The 17,597-nt window shown below is 67.6% G+C and carries 16 protein-coding genes and 1 pseudogene; 7 read left to right on the top strand and 10 right to left on the bottom strand.

Annotation, left to right across the window (positions count from 1 at the left end; genetic code table 11):
• Positions 1-50: 50 nt before the first annotated feature.
• A complete protein-coding gene (gene ligA / locus ACQPZP_RS25135; RefSeq protein ID WP_433472169.1) occupies positions 51-2,042 on the bottom strand; it encodes an NAD-dependent DNA ligase LigA in 1,992 nt (663 codons plus the stop codon).
• 117 nt (positions 2,043-2,159) lie between these two features.
• Between ligA and ACQPZP_RS25140 the strand changes: the two genes are divergently transcribed.
• Entirely contained in the window at positions 2,160-2,612 is a 453-nt protein-coding gene (locus tag ACQPZP_RS25140) for a MarR family winged helix-turn-helix transcriptional regulator (RefSeq protein ID WP_433472170.1), read from the top strand.
• A gap of 8 nt (positions 2,613-2,620) precedes the next feature.
• Positions 2,621-3,841, top strand: a complete 1,221-nt coding sequence (locus ACQPZP_RS25145) for an epoxide hydrolase family protein (RefSeq protein ID WP_433472171.1) — start codon at positions 2,621-2,623, stop codon at positions 3,839-3,841.
• A 58-nt stretch (positions 3,842-3,899) separates the two neighbouring features.
• Here the strand turns inward: ACQPZP_RS25145 and ACQPZP_RS25150 are convergent, their stop codons facing one another.
• Positions 3,900-4,505: a VOC family protein gene (locus ACQPZP_RS25150; RefSeq protein ID WP_433472172.1), complete on the bottom strand. Its 606-nt coding sequence runs from the start codon at positions 4,503-4,505 to the stop codon at positions 3,900-3,902.
• A gap of 409 nt (positions 4,506-4,914) precedes the next feature.
• Here ACQPZP_RS25150 and ACQPZP_RS25155 point away from each other — a divergent pair, with 409 nt between their 5' ends.
• The 3 genes from ACQPZP_RS25155 to ACQPZP_RS25165 all read left to right on the top strand — a co-directional run bounded on the left by ACQPZP_RS25155 (position 4,915) and on the right by ACQPZP_RS25165 (position 6,944).
• Complete coding sequence (locus ACQPZP_RS25155) at positions 4,915-5,574, top strand: three-helix bundle dimerization domain-containing protein (protein WP_433472173.1); 660 nt, start codon at positions 4,915-4,917, stop codon at positions 5,572-5,574.
• A gap of 48 nt (positions 5,575-5,622) precedes the next feature.
• The gene (locus tag ACQPZP_RS25160) at positions 5,623-6,282 is read left to right on the top strand and encodes a DUF3841 domain-containing protein (RefSeq protein WP_433472174.1); all 660 of its coding nucleotides are present in this window, start codon (positions 5,623-5,625) and stop codon (positions 6,280-6,282) included.
• 197 nt (positions 6,283-6,479) lie between these two features.
• A complete protein-coding gene (locus ACQPZP_RS25165) occupies positions 6,480-6,944 on the top strand; it encodes a nuclear transport factor 2 family protein (RefSeq protein WP_433472175.1) in 465 nt (154 codons plus the stop codon).
• A 108-nt stretch (positions 6,945-7,052) separates the two neighbouring features.
• Here ACQPZP_RS25165 and ACQPZP_RS25170 read toward each other — a convergent pair whose 3' ends face one another.
• The 6 genes from ACQPZP_RS25170 to ACQPZP_RS25195 form a co-directional block, all read right to left on the bottom strand.
• Entirely contained in the window at positions 7,053-7,703 is a 651-nt protein-coding gene (locus ACQPZP_RS25170) for a LysE family translocator (RefSeq protein ID WP_433472176.1), read from the bottom strand.
• Between the two features lie 675 nt (positions 7,704-8,378).
• On the bottom strand, positions 8,379-8,834 hold the full coding sequence (locus ACQPZP_RS25175; RefSeq protein WP_433472177.1) for a hypothetical protein: 456 nt from the start codon (positions 8,832-8,834) through the stop codon (positions 8,379-8,381).
• Positions 8,813-9,037: a DUF397 domain-containing protein gene (locus tag ACQPZP_RS25180; protein WP_433472178.1), complete on the bottom strand. Its 225-nt coding sequence runs from the start codon at positions 9,035-9,037 to the stop codon at positions 8,813-8,815. The genes ACQPZP_RS25175 and ACQPZP_RS25180 overlap by 22 nt, the downstream gene beginning before the upstream one ends.
• A gap of 75 nt (positions 9,038-9,112) precedes the next feature.
• A complete protein-coding gene (locus tag ACQPZP_RS25185; protein WP_433472179.1) occupies positions 9,113-11,071 on the bottom strand; it encodes a tetratricopeptide repeat protein in 1,959 nt (652 codons plus the stop codon).
• A gap of 633 nt (positions 11,072-11,704) precedes the next feature.
• Positions 11,705-15,397: a caspase, EACC1-associated type gene (locus tag ACQPZP_RS25190; protein WP_433472180.1), complete on the bottom strand. Its 3,693-nt coding sequence runs from the start codon at positions 15,395-15,397 to the stop codon at positions 11,705-11,707.
• A complete protein-coding gene (locus tag ACQPZP_RS25195; RefSeq protein ID WP_433472181.1) occupies positions 15,394-15,783 on the bottom strand; it encodes a hypothetical protein in 390 nt (129 codons plus the stop codon). The genes ACQPZP_RS25190 and ACQPZP_RS25195 overlap by 4 nt, the downstream gene beginning before the upstream one ends.
• Positions 15,784-16,084: 301 nt before the next feature.
• Between ACQPZP_RS25195 and ACQPZP_RS25200 the strand changes: the two genes are divergently transcribed.
• Positions 16,085-16,513: a hypothetical protein gene (locus tag ACQPZP_RS25200; RefSeq protein WP_433472182.1), complete on the top strand. Its 429-nt coding sequence runs from the start codon at positions 16,085-16,087 to the stop codon at positions 16,511-16,513.
• Positions 16,474-16,686, top strand: a complete 213-nt coding sequence (locus ACQPZP_RS25205) for a hypothetical protein (RefSeq protein ID WP_433472183.1) — start codon at positions 16,474-16,476, stop codon at positions 16,684-16,686. The genes ACQPZP_RS25200 and ACQPZP_RS25205 overlap by 40 nt, the downstream gene beginning before the upstream one ends.
• Positions 16,687-17,084: 398 nt before the next feature.
• Here the strand turns inward: ACQPZP_RS25205 and ACQPZP_RS25210 are convergent.
• A pseudogene (locus tag ACQPZP_RS25210) lies at positions 17,085-17,249 on the bottom strand (GntR family transcriptional regulator); the annotation flags it as partial.
• A gap of 57 nt (positions 17,250-17,306) precedes the next feature.
• The gene (locus ACQPZP_RS25215; protein ID WP_433472184.1) at positions 17,307-17,567 is read right to left on the bottom strand and encodes an ACT domain-containing protein; all 261 of its coding nucleotides are present in this window, start codon (positions 17,565-17,567) and stop codon (positions 17,307-17,309) included.
• Positions 17,568-17,597: the final 30 nt, after the last annotated feature.

Here is a 17,597-nt window from a genome sequence, read left to right on the forward strand (position 1 = left end):
CCACCACGCAGGACGGCGCCTGGCAGGAGCTCGGCGACTTCCGCGGCGCTCTAGACCACGCCCGCCTCGGTCAGCCAACGCCACAGTTCGTCCTGCCGGACGATCGTGACACCGAGCTTTTCGGCCTTGCCGGTCTTGGACGCGCCGACGTTCTCGCCGGCCAGGAGGTAGTCGGTGCCGGCCGAGACCGACGAGGCGGTCGTCGCGGCCGCCTGCTCGACGAGGCGTGTGACGTCCGGACGGCTGATCTTCGCGCCCGAGCGCGGGTCGGTGAACGCGCCGGTGATCACGACCGCCTTGCCCCTCAGCGGCGAGTCGGCTGCGGCCGCCGCGTCGACCGGCCGGTCCTCGTCCAGTACGTCGAGGTTCACGCCGTGCTCACGCAGCCTCGTGATCTCCTCCTGGACCTCCGCGCGGGCGAAGAACGCGACGACGCTTTCGGCGACCTTCGGCCCGATGTCGCGGATCGCCACCAGGTCCTCGACCGTCGCCGCCGCGATGTCCTCGACGCGCTCGTAGCCGGCCAGGCACAGGCGCTTGGCCGTGCCCTCGGAGGCCATCGGGATCGCCAGCCCGATCAGTGCGCGCCGCAGCCCCATGCCCTTGGAGGACGCGATCGAGTCGACCATGTTGGTGGCGCTGACCTCGCCCATCCGCTCGTAGCCGAGCAGTTGGCCGGCCGTCAGGTCATAGAAGTCGCTGCGGCGTTTGAGCACGCCGTCCTCGGCGAGCCTTTCGATCCAGACGTCGCCGACGCCCTCCATGTCGGCCGCCTGGCGCGAGGCCCAGTGCATCAGCCGGCGCGTCGCCTGCGCCGGGCACTGCAGGTTCACGCACCAGCGCTCCTCCCCGGTGCCGCGGACCTCCAGCTCGGAGCCGCACGACGGGCAGTGCGCCGGCGGGACGATCTCGACCTCGCTCCCGTCCCGCTCCTCCGGCAGCGAGCGGCCGGCGAACGGGATCACGTCGCCGCGCCGCACGACGGCCACCGTGTCACCGATCCGCAGGTCGCGCTCGCGGATCAGCCGCGGGTTGTGCAGGGTGATGTTCTCCACCGTCACGCCGCCGACGAACACCGGCGCGACCTTCGCGCGCGGCGGGACGCGGCCGATCTTGCCGACCGGCCACTCGACCGACAGCAACCTCGTCAGCTTCTCCTCCGGCGGGTACTTGAACGCGATCGCCCCGCGCGGCTCGGCACTGTTGAAGCCCGCCGCGTCGAACGCCGCCGGCTCGTGCAGCCGCACGACGGCGCCGTCGATGTCGTAGTCCAGCCCGTCGCGGCGGCCGCCGATCTCGCCGATCGCCTCCAGCACCTCCTCGGCATTCGCGCACACGTATCGGGCGACCGGCTCAAAGCCCGCCGGGATCTCCAGCGCGGCACCGTCGCGATCGGCGCCGAACGCGAAGAACCGCAACACCCGCTCGGCCTTCGCAGCCGCCTCGGGGTCCTTCAACACCAGCGTCCCGGCGGCACCCGACCGCGGATTGGTGAGCGTCCGGTCCGGGTGCGCCTCGTTGTAGGCGGCCCACACCGACCGCAGCATCACCGCCTCGCCACGGACCTCGACGCGCCCCGGCGCCTGAATCTCGGCGGGCAGGCCGGGAATCACGTGGCGCACCTTCTCGGTCACCAGCTCACCGACCGTGCCGGTGCCGCGCGTGGCGACGTAGTCGAGCTTTCCGTCGGCGTACACCACGCTGAGCGAGAGCCCGTCGAGCTTCTCCGACACCCGGAAGACCTGGCCGCCGAAGCGCTCGCAGAACGCGCTGATCTGCTCCCCGCCGGTCGCCTTCGCCAGCGAGAGCATCGGGCGCGCGTGCCGTACGGTCGGGCCGGCCAGCTCCGCCGGCGCGTTGACCTTGCCGAGCGGGCTGTCGGACGGCTCAAGTTCCGGGTGCTCGGCGACCAGCGCCGCCAGCTCGTCCTTCATCGCGTCGAAGTCGGCGTCCGGCACAGGACTGTCACCGGTGCCGTAGTACAGGTCGTTCAGCCGCTTGACCTCGGCGGTCAGCTCGGCGATGCGCTTCTCAACGTCCACCCCTCGATTAAACGCGAAGCCACCGACACCCGCGGCGCGGGAAGGACCGCCCAGGACGCAGAACCTCATCGGCCATATATATTAGACACTTAAATAAATCGCTCATATAGTTTCGGCGTGACAGGGAACGGGACGCCCGAGCTGGATCCGGGCGAGATGGCGGCGGCGGTCGAGGAGTTCAACGGCTTCTACATCCGGCTGCCGTCGATCCAGCGGCTCAGCTTCACCACGTTGTCGGTGCTGCACACGCTGGCCCGGCGGAGTCCGCTGCGTCTCGGCGAGCTCACCGCGACCGAGCAGGTCACCCAATCGGCCATCACGCAGATGGTGACCCGGCTGGAGAACGACGGGCTGGTCGAGCGGCGGCCGGACCCCCGTGACGGCCGGGCCGTGCTCGTGCACATCACCTCCGCCGGTGCCGAGGTGGTCTCGGCTCGCCGCGCCGACCGGGTCGCCCGGCTCGCGCCGATCCTCCAGCGGCTCTCGGCCGAAGAGCGCTCCGCGATCGCCGCCGCGCTGCCCGCCCTCCGCCGCATCGCCGAGCTCGGCGGCTCCCAGAACCAACAGTGAGGACGAGAATGACCGACTTCCCTCTGACGCCAACGCCCATCCATGTGCCCGATGAAGTGCTCACCGATCTGCGGCAGCGGCTCTCCCTCACCCGATGGCCGGTCGACGCGGGCAACGACGACTCCTACTACGGCGTCAACCGCACCTACCTGCAGGAGCTCGTCGAGTACTGGCGCGACGAATACGACTGGCGCGCGGCCGAGGCGGCGATCAACGCCTACGAGCACTACCGCGTCGACGTGGACGGCGTGCCGGTGCACTTCATGCGCCGGCCCGGGGTCGGCCCCGACCCGACACCGCTGATCCTCACGCACGGCTGGCCCTGGACGTTCTGGCACTGGTCCAAGGTCATCGACCCGCTGGCCGACCCCGAGGCGTACGGAGGCGACCCCGCCGAGGCGTTCGACGTGATCGTGCCCTCGTTCCCCGGGTTCGGATTCTCCACCCCGCTGCCGGACCACCCGGACATGAACTTCTGGAAGGTCGCCGACGTCTGGCACACCCTGATGACCCAGACGCTCGGCCACGAGCGGTACGCCGCCGGCGGCTGCGACGTCGGGGCGCTCGTCACCGGGCAGCTCGGGCACAAGTACGCCGACGAGCTTCATGCGATCCACATCGGCTCCGGCCTGAAGCTCAGCTTCTTCAACGGCGACCGGGCCTGGGACCTGAGCGGCGGCCGGCCCATCCCCGAGGGGCTGCCCGCGGACGTCCACGCGCAGGTCCTGGCCTTGGACAAGCGGTTCGCCGTCCACCTCGCCGCGCACGTGCTCGACTCGAGCACCCTGTCCTACGGACTGTCGGACTCACCCGCCGGGATGCTCGCCTGGATCCTCCAGCGCTGGATGAGCTGGAGCGACGACGGCGGCGACATCGAGACCGTCTTCTCGAAGGACGACCTGCTCACCCACGCCATGATCTTCTGGGTGAACAACGCGATCGGCACCTCGATCCGCACCTACGCCAACAACAACCGCTACCCGTGGACCCCCGCACACGACCGGTGGCCGGTCGTGGAGGCGCCCACCGGAATCACCTTCGTCGGGTACGAGAACCCGCCGGGCGTGACCACCGAGCAGCGGGTCCGCCATTTCCTCGACAGCGATCGAGCCCCCTGGTACAACCACGTCAACCTCACAGCACACGACCACGGCGGCCACTTCATCCCATGGGAGACCCCCGGAGAATGGGTCGAAGACCTGCGCCGCACCTTCCGCGGCCGCCGCTGATTTGCCCCCGGCGCGGAGAGCAGCGGCGCATGACGGCCGTGGCGGGGCGGCACGCTGACTAGACGAGTGTCACCGGCCCGCTCGGTCCTTCCAGGCGAGCGACCAATGCGGGACGCGCGCCTGCCCGTATGTTCAACTCGACCCCGAGGGCGGCCAGATCCTTCCGCGCTGCCCCGGGCTCGGGGTGGACGGCCTCGAACGAGAGCAGCCGCACGACGGGAAGTTCACGTGCCGGGTGAGGCGTGTCGCCCCAGTCGATCAGGAACGGCACCAGTTCCGTCCGGGGCGCCGTCAACCTCCACTGCAGTAGTTCGCCATCGGGACGTCGGCGCGACATTTCCAGGGCAGGCCCCGGGTCGTATCCGGCCGCCCGAGCACGTTCGATGGTCGCGTCCAGATCGTCGGTGGCCACGGCCCAGTCGACCAATCCGGGCTCGGTCAGATCGTCGATCCCGAACGGCCGAGGTCCCGCCGGATCGGGCTGCCCGGGGTCTGGTCCGATGACCTCCAGAAAGGCGCCGCCCCCGAGCCCCAGCAGGTGGTTCCGGGTACCCATGCCGACGTGCGACCCGCCCGGAACCGGCCGCACCCCGGTCAGGCGCGCGACGTCCTCGACCGCCGCCGCCAGATCGGGTCCGGCGTACACCAGATGATCAAGATCCATTCCGGGACCGTAACCCAGGTGCGCCACGTCCCGGAAGAAGACCCCCCTCCGGATGCTCCCGGACCTGGCGGCGCATCGACGCGATTCTCGGGGCCCGGCAAGGCGGGCATAGATTGCCCACTGGGCGGGTCATATACAAGGCCGGACAAGTCATCACTTGTCCGGCCTTATGGGGATTTCGCCGAAGCCGAGGCGAGAAAGAACCGCGCCCAACTAATCCCGCTCGCCGATCTCAAGATTGGTATGGCAAACCGTGTATTACCGGTGCAACAAACTGGACCTGGCGGCGGAATGCAGTACAACGACCCACGTGCGATTACACCCGCACACAAGAAACCTGGCACCATTCTGGTAACGATTACGCAGTGCGGGTATTGATCAGGTCAGGCCGGGAAGGATCCTACGGGTCATGGACGGGACCGGTGATCTGCGGATCTGCCCGACCGACCGCGTGGTGGGGCAACTGAGCGGTTGGCCGGCGCTGAGGTTGTGCCGTGCCGACTGCGGCTTCGGCCAGGCCTTCGCCTGCGGTGGCGATCAGATCGTCCATCTGCACGGCAGCGATCAGGCCGAACTGTTTCTGACCTGGCCGCTCGTCCGGCGTTTGCGCGAGCCCCTCGGAGAGCACGCCTCGGTGCAGATCCGGCCCGGCGGAGGCTGGGTGAAAATATGGCTGGGCTGCCACGACGATGTCGCGTTACTGGTCTCCCTGGTCAGCGTCGCCATCAAGGCGGATTTGGCGGCACGGGACACCGCACGGCCGGGGGTGGGCCCGTGCCCGCTCGGGTACTCGCATCTTGCGGAGCGGTTCATGCCCCAACCACCCCCGGGGCGAGGCGGTCTGACCATGACGCCGTCCGGGAATCATGTGGAACGCGAGGAGCACGTCATCCGAGAGGTGACCGATCGGCTCATCCGCAGGTTCGCCGGCAGTCATCGCCCCGAGCAGGTGACCCAAGCCGTCGATGCCATCTACCGTCTCTTCGACGACAGACCCGTCCGGGACTTCGTGCCGGTATTGGTCGAGCGTTTCGCCCGCGAGAAACTCACCCCCGCCCTCCCGAATTGAGCCTTCTCAAGGCCGACGGCCGTCCGTCCGAGCCGTCATGATGACTGCGTGCCCCCGTTCCCGATCCGCGACGCCGAGCCTGGGCAAGCCCTGCCCGCCGGCCGGGTGGGCTACGACCTCGACGCGGAACGGCTGCTGCTGCATACCATCCAGTCGGTCGAGGCGTTCGAGGCCCTGCTCACGACGGGCACACTGACGCCGGACCCAGACCTGGCGGTGGCCGAGTTCGCGGACGCGTACGACTGGTTGTACCGGATGATGGCGGCCCGCCTACCGACCAGCGGCGAAGGTGCACTATGGCTCTGGGCACGCACCCGCCGCGATCATCTGATCGGTAACTGCCGCCGCTCGCTTGGTCAGGTGCTGCTCGTCTGCCGGGTCCCGCGCGAGCGGGTGCTCCTCTCACACTTCGATGAGTGGCACTTGGTCCTGAACAGAGGCCTCGGGATGCCGAGGCTGCCAGGCGAGTCCGAGGACGACGCGTTCGCCCGCTGGGAGGAGGCGTACGACGAGTTCGACGCCCGTCTGCGGGCGGCCGGGATGCGCGACGCCCCGATTCGGGACTGGCCCCCCGCCCTGCGGGACGAGATCGAGACATCCTGGGAGTCCATCCTCGACCGGGGCAACTATGGGCCGTTCGAGTGCTGGCAGGGCACCGTGCATGCCTTGAACGCCGACGACGTGGTGGAAGCGGTCCGGATCATCTGAGCGGCCGAACGCGCCCGGACACCCCGCGCCCCATCAGGAGGACGGCCCCCGCCGAGGGTGGGGCGACCAGGCGGGTAGTTCCTTGACGAATAATTCCTCAACGAACTATGTTCGTAACCGGACCCACGTCCGAACTCGCCCTCTTGCTGACGCGCGGGCGGCCGTCACTGACGGCGACCTCTGATGGGAGAAGTCTCATGCACGAACCCCTGACTCCGCGCGAGGTCTTTCTCAGGCTGGTTCACGGTGTCTGCGAGGAACGCTGGGACGAGGTGGTCGGGCTTTACGCCGAGCAGACCCACGTAGAGCACCCTTTCCATCCGCTTGCAGCCCCCCCGATGCGATCTCTTGAAGAACTGCGCGCCCACTTTGGGGTCGGTGTCCCGCCCGGCGCCTACACAGGGCACACCCTGCGCCGCCAGCCGACCGGCATCACCATTCATGAGACCGCAGATCCCGAGGTCATCGTGGCGGAGTTCCGGTACGAGGGGATCGTGGTGGAGACCGGCGAGCCGTTCACAGTTCCGGCGATCTTCGTCATGCGGGTCCACGACGGGAAGATCGTCGAAGCCCGTGACTACCTGGACCACCTGCGTTCCGCCCAGGCCCGCGGTCAACTCGGTGAAGTCCTCGCCGCCGTCAGGCATCACCACGCCCCCTGACCCGTTGAGGACGAGCTCGGTCGGCCCCCGCACCTCGTCGCCCAGTGCTGATCTATGGTCGGGTGTTCTCGGTGAGGGCGTGCCGGCAGCGGTGGACGGCCCCTGCCTTCAGCGGCTCTCGACGGCCATCCGCAGGCCGAGGGTGACCAGCACGGTCCCGCTGATGGCGTCCAGCCGGCGGCGGACGGCCGACCGGCGGAACCACGCGCCGGCGCGCCCGACCACGGCGGCCAACGCCAGGTACAAGACGATCTCGACGGCCACCTGGAGCAGCGCCAGGAGAGCGGTCGTGGCGAGCAGCGGCCGGTCCGCGGGGACGAACTGCGGATAGAACGCGATCATGAATGCGGCGGCCTTCGGGTTGGCCAGCATCACCACGGCCCCCTCCCCGAAGGTCTTCCACCAGGTCAGCGACGAGGCGTCCGGCAGGTCCCGGTCGGCTTCGCCGGCCGGTCCCGCCTTGCGGCTGCGCCAGGCGGTCCGCCATGACTTCACCCCGAGGTACAGCAGGAAGGCCGCGCCGACCACGCGGAGGATGAGGTAGGCGATCTCTGAGGCGGCCACCAGGGCAGCCAGACCGGCACCGGCGCACAACGCCCACACGTACAGCCCGGCCTCCAGCCCCAGAACGGTCAGCACGGCGCCGGACAGACCCCGCAGCGCCGCACGACGCATGATCAACGCCATCGCGGGGCCCGGTGACGCCGAGATCAGCACGACGGCGACGATGAATGCGGGAAGGGTGGCGACGATGTCCATGACCAACGATGTGATCACGTTCTGTTTCGCGGCGCAATGCGCTTTTCCAGCTCGGCCGGGTGTCGTCGGCATGTCATCGCACAGACCGCCACGCCTCGACTCCCGGCCGCCCCACCGCGACCCCAGCGACCGAGCGGTGTAGAACCGGCCAGCGGTTCCGGGGCTGGAAATGAGATAACAGCTATTTGATGCTGTCGAAGCACAGGGTCGCGAGCGTTATCGGGACCAAGGTCGATGGACGGCCATGCGGTAGACGCGAACCAAGAATCAAGATGCCGACACCTCGCGTGTACGCAACCGCCTGGCCCCGCTGCAAACCTTCATTTTCCCGGGCGGCACTCAGAAGCTCGGCGGGCCCGGCGGCCATCAGGTCGGGGCGGACGTAGAGCGGCGGAGGGCGGACGGGATCGAGTGGAAGGAAAAGTGTGGCCGTGCACTGGGCGATGTCGGTGTGCAGGCCGATATGGCCGCCTCGGTCGTAGTAGACATAGGCGGCCCGAGTGGGGAAGAGAGGCAGACCCGTAGTTCTCCGTAGAGTCGCGACCAGGTCAGGGCTCTCGTGGAGGTTCCGCAGTATCTGGCCCGGATATGCGTACCGCTGTAGTCGCGGACTCGTGAGGTATCGATGGCGGTTGACCGCGTATTCGTCGGTTTTCTGAGGAATCGCGGTGTCCTTTAGCGCGGCAGCCTCCGACTCGAGTGAGTCCACGAGTCCCGGCTCCCACAGATCGCGTATGGCGGTCCATCCGGTCTCGGGGTATAGGCGGTCCAGAGAAAGTGAAGCGGGCGATCGAAGGTGTGCTCGTAGAGAGATCTGAAACGGCTGAGTTCGACCTCGCCCCAGGGCGGTCCCACTCGCGCCATATGCCGGGCGACGTGTAGACAATCTGCTTCGAACATCGCACGGTCACGAGCGTGGGCTTTCAGAATATCGGCCAGGATGAGGTCGGAGGGCATCGCGAGTTCCGGCTCGATGCCACAGAGGATGAGGAAACGACGGTATTCGAGTTCAGCCTCGTTCACCGTATTCGGCTTCAGGGCGAGTTCGCTGCCCGACGCGATCAGGCGCCTTCGGACCGAGTCGAGATCCAGCTCCGCCGCCGCCGGGCTCAGCGACCGTTCCGCAGCCATACCAGGAGCTTCCGCCAAGCATCCGGAGTGAGGGTGATGACCGTGCTGTCGCTGCTGGGGTCTCGGATGAATACGAGGCCGTCGACCCCGGCGACCTCGACGCAGGTGCCGGCCGCGCCACAGCGGCCCGAGCGCCGCCACTCCAATACGTCCGGCCGAACGTTCGCGGTGCTAGAGAGCTTCTGCGCCTGTGATCCGTCCATGGGACCATGGTCCGTCCCGTTGGCAGACCGGGCAAGAGGCTCCGAGTGACCGGGATTGTCAGGAGAAATGCCGCCCTACTCGGCGGCCTGGCGCCGGAGCTCCTCAAGTGCCTTTTCCGCTGCTCGCGTGTCCACTTGGTGAGTACCGAACAGCCTTCGCCTGAGGTCGATCACCGCGGTCAGTTCTCGCTCCGCCTCCACGTGCTCGCCGTGACCGTGCCGAAGGACCGCCAGCGATTGCCGGGTGGTGAGCGTGGAGTGGTGGTCCTCGCCGAGCACCCGGGTCTGGGCCTGGAGTGTGGCCTGAAGTTCGGCTTCGGCTTCGTGCGTGTCGCCGAGCCGGAATTTGGCGTATGCCCGCTCCTGACTCGCGTACAGCGTGTACGGATGTTCCTCGCCGAAGCAGCGGCTCCAGAATAGGAGGAAGTCGTCGAGCTCGGCCAGGGCACTTCGGTCTTCACCGCGCCGGCGAAGGGTCAGTGCCAGGCTGAACTGCGCCATACGCGTGATCGCGTGCTCCAGGCCGAACTCAGAGCGCATCTCCTCATGGACGGCTTGGAGTTCGCGTTCCGCGGCAACCAGATCGTTGCGCCCATACTCGATCATTGCGAGCTGATAGCGACAACGCAGGATCAAGGGATGAAGGGCGCCCGATGTCCGTTGGATGGCGGTGATGACCTCGCCGTACATCTGCTCCGCCTCGTCCAGTCGGCCCCTGACCCGAAGCGCGAGCGCCACCGCCATTCTGGTGCCCAGCCTGGCGGGATCGTCGTCCCCGGGTCGTGCCGTGGCGGCAAGCGTACGTCGGCCGAGGGATTCGGCGAGAGCGTGCTCCCCCGCGGCAACCATGGCCTCCACAGCCCGCTCGACCGCGTTGAGCAGGCCGTTCAGTTCCTCCTCGGGAAGTCGCTCCGCCCGCTCGGCAGCGAGGATCAGATGCGGTACGAGCTGCCTCCACACGGGCCAGCCGGCGGGCTGCGAGGGGTCGAGGTCGCGCTGCGCGTCCTGCAGTGCCTTTGCTGCTCGGATCGCCTCAGCGCCCCGTTGCTCTTCGGTCATGTTGTGACGCTGCACTTCCGCGACAAGAGGGTGTACGGACACTGACCACTCATGGCCTGAGCGTCTCCAGTCGATGAGACCGACAGACAGCAGGCCGGATAGCACCTTTTCAACCGGGTGGGGGTGGCAGAGAGCTGTTAGCGCCGGAAGGGAGAACAGCTGCGCCGGCACGGCTTCGGGTACCGCGAACATCGAAAGCAAGTGCAGCAGCTCTTCGGACTGCGGAATGCCCTGACGCGCGAGCGCGTGCAACGAGAGGCTCCATGTTGACTTCATCATGGAGCGATCGTCAGCGCCTCGCGCGAGCAGCGCCGCCGTTTCGTCGTCCAGCGAATGTCGGTACGTGGAGAACTCCCGCTCGGTGGCGAAAGGCGAGGCGAGGTACGAGCCCGCATGGTGCAGGCCCAGCGGAAGGCCGCCGAGCCGGCGGGAGAGCACCTCGGCTTCCGCGAAACTTCCGGCGCCTGGGGCAAAATCCAAAAGCGCCTGAGCGCCGTCGTCATCACCCAGCGAATCGACCCGATGGACCTGTGCGTGGCGCCCCCACAGCGCCGGATCGCCCACCCGGCTGGTCACAAGCATCAGACCGGATTCGCAGGGCCGGATGAGACCCGAACCATCGCCGGCGCCGCGACCGGCCATCTCCAGCTGCACGAGGTCGTCCGCATTGTCAAGGACGAGAAGCCAGCGGCGGCGCGTCGGCAGGTAGGCCCAGATGAGATCGGACAGCTCACGCCTGCCCGCCGCCACGTCCTCTATTTCGTCAACGCCGGCGCCCAACTCTCTGGCGAGAATGGTCAGCGATGCGGCCAGCGTGGAGTGATCAAGGGCCGAGATCCACCACACGCTGTCACCGGCACGGCCCACCCTGTCCGCAAGGCTGAGAGCTACCGTCGACTTGCCGACCCCTCCCAAGCCCGCGAGGACGTGAACGTCCCCATCGGGCGCCTCTACCAACTCCGTGAGCCGATTCATGAGAGCGTCCCGTCCTCTGACAACGGACGGGAGACGGCCGACAGGCGGGGGCAACGAACCACGTGGCGTATCAGGAAGTGCCCTGCCCTGGCCGGGCTCCAGGGGCGGAGTCCGGCGGAATTGCAGGACTGCCATGGTCACGGCCACGACACCGGAAAGCGAGCCGACGATTGAGACCCACAGTTCCATCCGAGACCCCCAGCCGGGCCGAACACGAGCCACCCCGATGCAACCGGATGAGGCAATACTCCTCCACTGGCCCCGGTACGTGAAGGTAGACCTCCCGTAGGTAAGAAGCCCTGAGGCGGACGTGCAGCAAGCTAGCCCGGCGAACCAGTGGCCTCTTCGGTGTGAACACGATCGATCAAGAGCACAGCGAGCCGCTTCTCAAATCATCGCAGGTCAAGCAGTTCCTTCACCGCGCCACAGCGCGCCTCAAGGAAGATCGAGTCCGTCGCGCCCTCCCGCAATTGACGCCCGGCGCTATCTACAGGGCGTGACCACCGAAGACAATTGCGAGTCCGGCTTGAAGCGAGGACGAGGGCGAGGGCGAGGCGTGAGTGCCGGTCATGCAGGTCCTCGGAAGCAGTCCGCTGTTCTCCATCTCGTACGGCGCACTCGCTCGGCCGATGCTCAGACGTCGTAGAGCTTCCATGCGGGGAGGCGTCGGGCTGTGAGATTCTCGGCGGGACTGAGCAGATCGCGACGCCGCAGCATGAGGCGAAGGTGCCGGGCAGCGTCGATGCCTTCGGGCGAGCTGGGATCCAGGATGATAGGAACCCTGTTCTCGGATGTCTGAACGATCGCGTCGGCCGAGTGACCGTTCACTATGGCACCGAGTTCCACCTCGGAGCCCGGGTTCTCGCTCGAAAGGAATCTGAAGAGCCGCGCCCGGAGATCTTCCAAGTGGGGCTCGCTCTCGGCCGTGAACGCGCCGGAGGCTGCGGCACGCAGGTCCGCTGGGAGGCCGCGCCGGCTTTCCCAAAGTCCCGCGTCGCCGACCACGATCAGGTGCGAACGGGCCCGCGTTATCGCGACATTCCACAAGTTGAGTTGGCGCTGTACCCAGCGGATCGTTCCCGGGCGCATGCCTTCACCGGCCACCAACGAGAAGATCATGACGTCACGTTCGCCTCCCTGGAAAGTGTGGACCGTGCCGACACGTACGCGGCCGTCAGCGGTTCCCAATCGCCGCTGCACCATCTCGGCCTGCGCCTTGAACGGCGTGACGACCCCGACGGTGGCGTCGCCGGGCAACTTCTCCAGGAGGTACCGGACCGATTCCAGCACCTTGTCGATCTCCGCCGGATTGATCCATGAGGTTCCGGAGGTTCGTGCCTGCCCCTGGACGTCCGACCAGAGGATCGCGGGGCGGTCGGGCAGGGAGGGACGGCCGCGGATGTCGGTCAGGACGTTCAGGCTTCCCTCGTAGAAGCGTTCGTTGACGAACGCGGCGATCTGAGGGTGGCATCGGAAATGCTCGTCGAGAAGAAGCCCGCCTCCCAAGGCTCGTTCGGCGGCGTGGAAGGCTGAGTGGCGCCGGAAGCCGAGGCGGTACTTTTCCAGCCATTCGGATCGCAAGCCGTGTTCGCGGCGGAGGGCGACGTCACGCTCGGCGTTGAGCCGGGACACGTGGGGCAACTGCATGACATCGCCAATGACCAGGGCGCGGCGGGCGCGGAAAAGGAGCGGCAGGACATGCGGGATCGCACACTGGCTCGCCTCATCGATGATCACGAGGTCGAAGAGTGCGGGTTCGGGCGGGAAGCGTCGTGCGGACAGGCTGGTCACCGCCCAGCCGCGCAAGGCCGTGAGCGCGTTCTTCACCGCGCGCCAGTCACTGCCTTCAGCGCTCTGGGCACGTATCAGTTCGGTGATGAGATTGCGGTGCTGCCTGGCGGACGAACGCACCGTGCTTTCCAGCAGTGCGATCGCGTTCTCCTCGACTTCACGTTCGGCGGTAGCGAGTCGCGTGGCGAGAGCTCCATCATCCGGACCGTCTACGGCCTGGGGAAGCACGGACTGCCAAACAGCGTCGGCATGCTCGAACCGGGCGAGCGCACGGCAGGTGGCAGCCGTCCCAGAGGAGTTGACACGCAATCCCAGACGTCGCAACAAGCGCTTGCGGCGCCATTCCCCAAGCAGCTTGGCCCCCGCAGCACGTTCCGCCCTGCGAGCGAGACGTTCTGGTCCGTCATGGTCTCGAAGGAATCCGAGGAGTTCGGCCACCGTCGACTCGAGTTCAGCGGCATGCTCATCGCGGGCCTCCCCGGCCTCGCGGAGGGCCCGCTCCATCGACGCGACGCGGTCGAGTTCCAGCCTGGCCGCATGCAGGAGGTCGCCGGCGGTGTCGAGCCGGGCCTGGGCGGTCTGAGGGTTGGATGCGGGTGCCTGCACAGCCCTCAGGGATTCGAGCGTGGCGGCCTCGACCTCCCGGTGACGACGCGAGCCCGTACGGACGATGCTGCCCGGCGCCAGCCGCTCGCATCGTCCGCACACCTCGTCCACGGCCTGGTTGTTGGTAGAGGCGACCAGAACCTTCTCCCCGGCGGCTTCGGCCGTGGCGACCAGGTTGGCGACGAGTTGGCTCTTTCCGGTGCCGGGCGGGCCCGTCGCAACGGTGAGGCGATGGGTCATCGCCGAGCGCAGAATCTCCGCCTGCGACTCGTTGGCCGGCAGAGGAGTGACAAGCCGCACGTCCTGCGGTCGACGATCCGGTGCGGGTAGAGCGCGCTCCGCCCGCTCTGGAGAGAGCGCGGCGAGCGCCGTGACCTTGATCCGCCCGGTGTGCCGCTCGATGTGCTCGAGGTCCTTGAGGAGTTTGGCCGTGGCACCGAGATTCCGGGCGACGGCGTAGAGGACGGCGGTGTTGCGTGCCCCGCTCACCGGGGTGTCGACTTCGATCCGATCGGTGAGCCGGTCGGGCTCGATCTTCTGGACGGTGGGCAACGCGTATTCGTCGCGCAATAGGTGGGCGATGTCGACCGCCATCCGGTCGTGCTGCCCTGCATGCCATGTCGGCTGGTAGGACTCTGCGAGGTCGGCGGCGTCGTCCTCACCGAGCCGTTCGGCGGCCAGACCCGGGTGCGGCATCACAGGACCATAGGGCCGCAGCCGTACCTCTCCGTTCTCATGGACGGGCTCGACCGCGCGCACGAGCAATGGCGCGAAGCTGGAAGCGGCCCCACCGTTCCGCGTCCCGTGCGTCACCACCGCCGGATAGCCCGCCCAAAGTTCGTTCTCCTGCTCGACGGCCTGCTGGACGAGCTTCTCCGCATGTGGGGGCATGGAGATGCTGTGGTCGTCGTCGAGGTCTCCGGAGAGCAGACGCTCGGGGCCGGGCAGGCAGACATACGTCTTTCCGTAGTCATTGACGGACATGGCCTCAGGGACACTCTGGTCCGCCACGATGCAGTCACGGTAATAGGCCAGCAGCCCGGACCAAGTGGGTTGCGCCGCGGACTTGGGGTGCCCGGCTTCGGTGCTCGGCGACCGGGTCTCCGTTTCCGTAAAGGGCCCGCGGGACAGGGGTACCAACTGCGGTGCCGGCCCTTGGGGACAGTTGGCGATGACGATACGGTCATCGACCCCGAGGGACGATGCCACGGGGATCTGGTGCGAGCCGTCGCCCCTCATCCGCCGGTTGACGTAATGGAAGAGGTCTTCAACCGAGACCTCTCCGCTGCCGTCCTTGCCGGCCTTTCCCGTACGCAGTGCCTCAACGATCTGTCCGGTGAAGACCGAGGGGGTCACGTCTTCGCCGGCCGCTACCGGCGCGTAGGAATCCTGGCCCGCCCTGGACGAGGACAGCACGTACACACCACGACTGGTAAGGAGTGGCTCCTCGCCGGATTTGGCCGCACCGGGCCGCAGCCCGTCGCTGGTGCGCAGACCCACCGCGAAGCCCCCGCTGCGGCAACAGTCGATCATCACGACCTTCTGCGGGGCGACGCATACTTCCAGCAGTTCGTTGACGAATCCCGCGCTCACCGCCGTCTCGGCTATGTGGCCGAAGTCGGTGTCCTTGGCGATGAAATGGAACTCACCGCCGGACTGGACGAGCCGGGTGCCATGTCCGGAGACGTACAGCAGCGCGAACTCGTCCTCGTCGCAGTCGTCCAGGAACTCGGCGATCTCGTGACGCATGTCGTCGGCGGTGAGATCTGCCACTGAACGCACTGGCAGGAACGCTCCGATGCTGCGGTGCTCGAGAACCTGCTGAAGTTGCCAGAGGTCCGCACGAACGGACGGGAGCGCAGCGAACCTCCCATCGTCATACGTCTCATTGCCGATCAGCAGCGCTCTGCGACGTTTCGATCGGCTCACTCTGTACGGTTCCTGCCGTCGACCCTGTCGAGGAACTCGCCCATGAGCCGTTCCTGCGCTTGGTCTGGACAGCCGGTGATGGTGAGGGAGTCATCGCCGTAAGAGATCTCGATCTTCCGGTGACGCTCCCGGGAACTCCATTCCCGGATCAGAGCGACCAGGACTTTCGACGTCTGTGCTCCGGACGTGGCCACCGTCACCCAGAGCGCCAACTCACCTGTGAGCCCGCCCTTGCTCCCGGGGATGGGCGAAGAAGGCGGGTCGGCGTATCCGACATCGACTCCGTCGACTTTCAGCAGGTCGCCGTGCAGTTCACGGGTAAGCCGTTCCTGCCGGAGCGTGTCATCGCCCGCCTCTACCCGCAGCCGCCACTCCTGCTGGTCCATCCAGTGCACTCCCTCGTGCCGCTCAGGCCATTCGATCGAGACCACCCTTCCGCAACAGCCTGTTTACGTGTGTTTACATCACAGCATTGACAATGGCCACACTCGGCCATGGCTCGCTGCCTCGTTGAATTTGAGGCCGCGGAGTGCGCGTTCGTCGATGTCCGGAAAGAGCCGGTCGGCGGCGGCGGTCGCGGCTTTCCACATGGTGCGGGAAGCGCGGGCGTGAGACGCGTTCGAGGATGCCGTTCAGATTGAACGGATTCCAGTCCGTCGCCGGAGCGACCAGACAGGGAGAGCGCTGGTGAGCACTCAGCAGATCAACGCCGCCGTCCTGCACGGCATCGGCCGGGCCCCGCGCTATGAGTCCTTCCCGGCACCGCTGGCCGGTGACGATGAAGCGGTCGTCACGGTCGTCACGGTCGCCGCGGCGGCGCTCAAGCCGTCCGACCGTTTGACGGCGGACGGCGTCCACTACGCCCCTACCGAGTTCCCCCACGTGGTGAGCCTGGACGGCGTGGGACGGCTGGAGGACGGCACCCGGGTGGCGTTCTTCATCCCGCAGCCGCCTCATGGCGCAATGGCCGAGCAGACGCTGGTGCGCCTCGGCGCGTGGCTGCCGGTTCCCGACGGCATCGACGACGTGACCGCCGCCGCGTTCCTCAACCCGGCATGGCCGCCTGGAAGACGATCGTGTGGGAGGACAAGGCCGCCGCAGGACAGACGGTCCTGATTCCAGGCACGACCGGCGCGTCCGGCCGCATCGCCGCCCAACTGGCCGAACACCAGGGCGCGCGGGTCGTGGTCGCCGGGCGCAACCCGCGCGTCCTGGACGGTCTGACGGCGGACGGGGCCGATACCGACATCAGGATCGACCGGCCGCATGACGAGCTGTGCGCGCCTTGACGCACTCGGACGGACGCCCCGACGATGCCGCACAACCGATCCGCTACATCCTGGTCGGAATGACCGCCGGCGAAGTGGCGAGCCTGCCCGCCTTGATGCTGCGCAAGGCGCCCGTCCAACTGATCGGCAGCGGTACCGGGGGGCATGCTTCGCTCGCCGACGCCGCGGCCGCCTATGCCGCTCTGCTTCAGCAGGCAGCCGCACGCGAGAAGACGATGCGGCGGTCGCTCCCGGCATGGGCCCACGCGGAAGGTGTTCGAGTCCTCCGGGTAGCGTTTGATCGCAGCGAGTTCGGCGAGCTGGGGCTCGACGGCCAGCCGGGCTTCGAACACCTGAGTCGGCAGCACCTCGATCCCCCAGTTCGCCACCAAGGCGGCGGAGGCCACCACCACCGTGCCGCTGCCCCGGTGCGACTGCACGACCCCTGCGAGTACCAGGGCGGCCAGCGCCTCTCTCAGTGTGGCCGGGCTCACCTGCAGTCGCTGGGCGAGGTCGCGTTCGGAGAGCAGCCGTTCGGACGGGCCGATCCGCTGGGTCTTGATCGCCGCGACGATACGGTCGGCGACCTGTGCCGCGGCGCTGCGTACGACGACCGGAGCGAAGGGTCGTCGTCCTGGTGCTCATTCATGGTTCCAACCGTCACGAGGGGGCACGGGGCAGATGTGCCCGGCGGCCCGCAGGACCTTTGTCGCGTCGTCGGCCTGGTCCGACCTCAGAAGAACGTAGTCCGTGTCATATGTGGACACGGCGAAGATCGAGATTTCCGCGGCGGCGAGCGGCCCGGCGATCGCGGCGAGGATCCCGGTGAGCGAGAAGTCCAGCGGCCCGGCCACCATCAGCACCGACCAGCCGCGCTCGACCGTCGCGTCGGCGGATGCCATGTCCTGGCCAGGCTGCCGGTCGACACCCGG

Source organism: Spirillospora sp. CA-142024, assembly GCF_050942325.1.
GTDB lineage: Bacteria > Actinomycetota > Actinomycetes > Streptosporangiales > Streptosporangiaceae > Spirillospora.